The organism is Paraburkholderia madseniana (assembly GCF_009690905.1).
Taxonomy (GTDB): Bacteria; Pseudomonadota; Gammaproteobacteria; order Burkholderiales; family Burkholderiaceae; genus Paraburkholderia; species Paraburkholderia madseniana.
The window spans coordinates 1-2,413 of the sequence record NZ_VOSW01000246.1 but is presented as its reverse complement, the minus strand read 5'-3'; the positions used below and the strand labels follow the sequence as shown (position 1 = coordinate 2,413).

The 2,413-nt window shown below is 55.5% G+C and carries 1 protein-coding gene; it reads left to right on the top strand.

The annotated features are described in order from the left end of the window. Positions 1-619 precede the first annotated feature (619 nt). Positions 620-2,272, top strand: coding sequence for a group II intron reverse transcriptase/maturase (gene ltrA / locus FSO04_RS45540; RefSeq protein ID WP_154567975.1), 1,653 nt, complete (start codon positions 620-622; stop codon positions 2,270-2,272). The last annotated feature ends 141 nt before the right edge of the window (positions 2,273-2,413 follow it).

Here is a 2,413-nt window from a genome sequence, read left to right as displayed (position 1 = left end):
TCAAGTATTTGAACAACATCGTGGAGGTGCGACACGAGGTCGCTTATAGAAGTTGTTCTCACTTCTCGCCGCATAGAAGGAGAGAACCACCGGTGTCACCCGGTGAATCCAGGAGCCTGAATCAAGAGCGGCTCTGACAACGTAACGAAGCGCCACAAGGCGCGGGGTATCAATCGCGAGAGGCGTACCCTTCTGGCAGCCATACGCCGGATGAGTGCAAGATAGTCGGTATGGTGAAAACATTTTAATCGGCAATAGGGTCGTTATGTTGAACGAGCGGAAATGGCTATTGCGCTCGAACCAAAACGGTACCGGAGGTGGGAACAGCGTTTCTCTACTACGCGTTCGTGACCCATACACCTCCCGGCCCAGAGCAGGCACCTAACCCGACGTACTTCCATAAGCGGAACGTGGAAACCCCGTATCGCTCCCCTCGGGGACAGCAGGCCGCGAGGTCTGCCCATGGCGGTGCGGGCACAGGATCGGGGAAAAAGCGAATGCCCGGCTGTAATGGACGGGATACGGGTTGCAATATCACCCGACGCGAAAGCGGGCAGACTTCCTCGTGGTCTCTCCTCACCGGAGAGTTTGCAGAACCATCTATACGGAAGGAAAGCAAATGAGTGCAGCAACACGGGCGCGTGCACCTTCTGGCGTGACGTGGGACGGCATCAATTGGGCCGATGTTCAGCGTCAGGTAAGAAGGCTGCAGTCGCGTATGGTGAAGGCGGTACAGGCCGGCCACCATAACAGGGTGAAAGCCCTGCAATGGCTGCTGACCCACTCGTTCAGCGGCCGTGCATTAGCCGTCAAGCGGGTGACTGAAAACAAAGGCAGGAACACCCCCGGTGTGGACAAGGTAACGTGGAAAACACCGGCGGCAAAGGCCAACGCGATTGCGTCGTTGAAGAGGCGGGGTTATTCGCCCCTTCCGCTTCGGAGAGTTTTTATTCTGAAGAAAAATGGCAAGACGAGGCCGCTCGGCATCCCCGTGATGAAATGCCGCGCCATGCAGGCGTTACATCTGCTGGCGCTGGAACCCGTTGCGGAAACCACCGCCGATCTGAACTCTTACGGGTTCAGGCCGGAACGCTCAACTGCTGACGCCGGAGGACAATGCTTCATTTCTCTGGCGAAAAAGGCGAGCGCGGAATGGGTGCTGGAGGCTGACATTCAAGGCTGTTTCGACAAAATTTCCCACGACTGGATGCTCGCCAATATCCCCACGGACAAGGTGATCCTAAAGAAGTGGCTCAAAGCGGGATATGTGTATCAAAACGAACTCTTCCCCACTGTCGCCGGCACCCCGCAAGGGGGAATCATCTCACCGGTGGCAGCCAACATGACGCTCGATGGCCTCGAAGCGAGGCTCGCGGAAAAATTCCCGCGAGCCAGGCAGCGAGGACTGAAAATGAACATGGTGCGTTACGCGGACGATTTCATTATTACCGGCCACTCGAAAGAGTGGCTGGAACATGAAGTCAGGCCGGCAGTGGCCGAATTTCTGGCGGAACGCGGGCTGGTCTTGTCACCAGAAAAGACCAGGATAACGCACATCAAGGATGGGTTTGATTTCCTCGGATGGAACATTCGCAAGTACAACGGCAAGCTACTGATGAAACCGTCGAAAGCGAACGTCAAGGCTCATCTTGACAAAATTCGTGAAATCATCAAGGCCAACAAAACGGCTAAACAGGCGAACCTGATAAGGCTGCTCAATCCTGTTTTACGAGGATGGGCGAATTATCACAGCCATGTAGTCGCCAAGAAAACCTTCGATCGGATTGATCACGAGGTCTGGTCAATGCTATGGCGATGGGCGGTAAGACGGCACCCCAACAAAGGAGCCAGATGGGTCAAAGAGAAGTACTTCAAGACCCGAGGCACCCGGAACTGGGTATTTACCGTCACAGAAAAACAAGAGGATGGAACGAAGCGGGAGCTCACCCTGCTGCAAGAGTCGGACACGCCAATACAACGGCATGTCAAGATCAAAGCGGGCGCCAATCCGCACGATCCGCAATGGGCGCCGTACTTCGAATCCCGATGGGGCCAGAAGATGCTGAACTCGGTGCGAGGTCGCGGCAAGGTGTACCGTGTCTGGCTAAGGCAAGATGGCCTGTGTTCTACCTGTCAGCAGCCCATCACAATGAACACCCGCTGGGATGTTACGCATATTGTGAAGCAAGCCGATGGCGGGACAGATGCAGCCAGCAACCTCCAGGTTAACCATCTCAATTGCCGTAGAAATCCGCAGTACGCCGGAAAATGAAGTTGTGCTACCGGGTGTAGATAGATGCCTTTGTAGAGGCTTGAGCCGTATGCTCCTAAAGGCGCACGTACGGTTCTTAGGGGGCAGCAGCGCAGCAATGCGCTGCTGCTACCCGACCAGGACCATCGGGCCATCAAACGC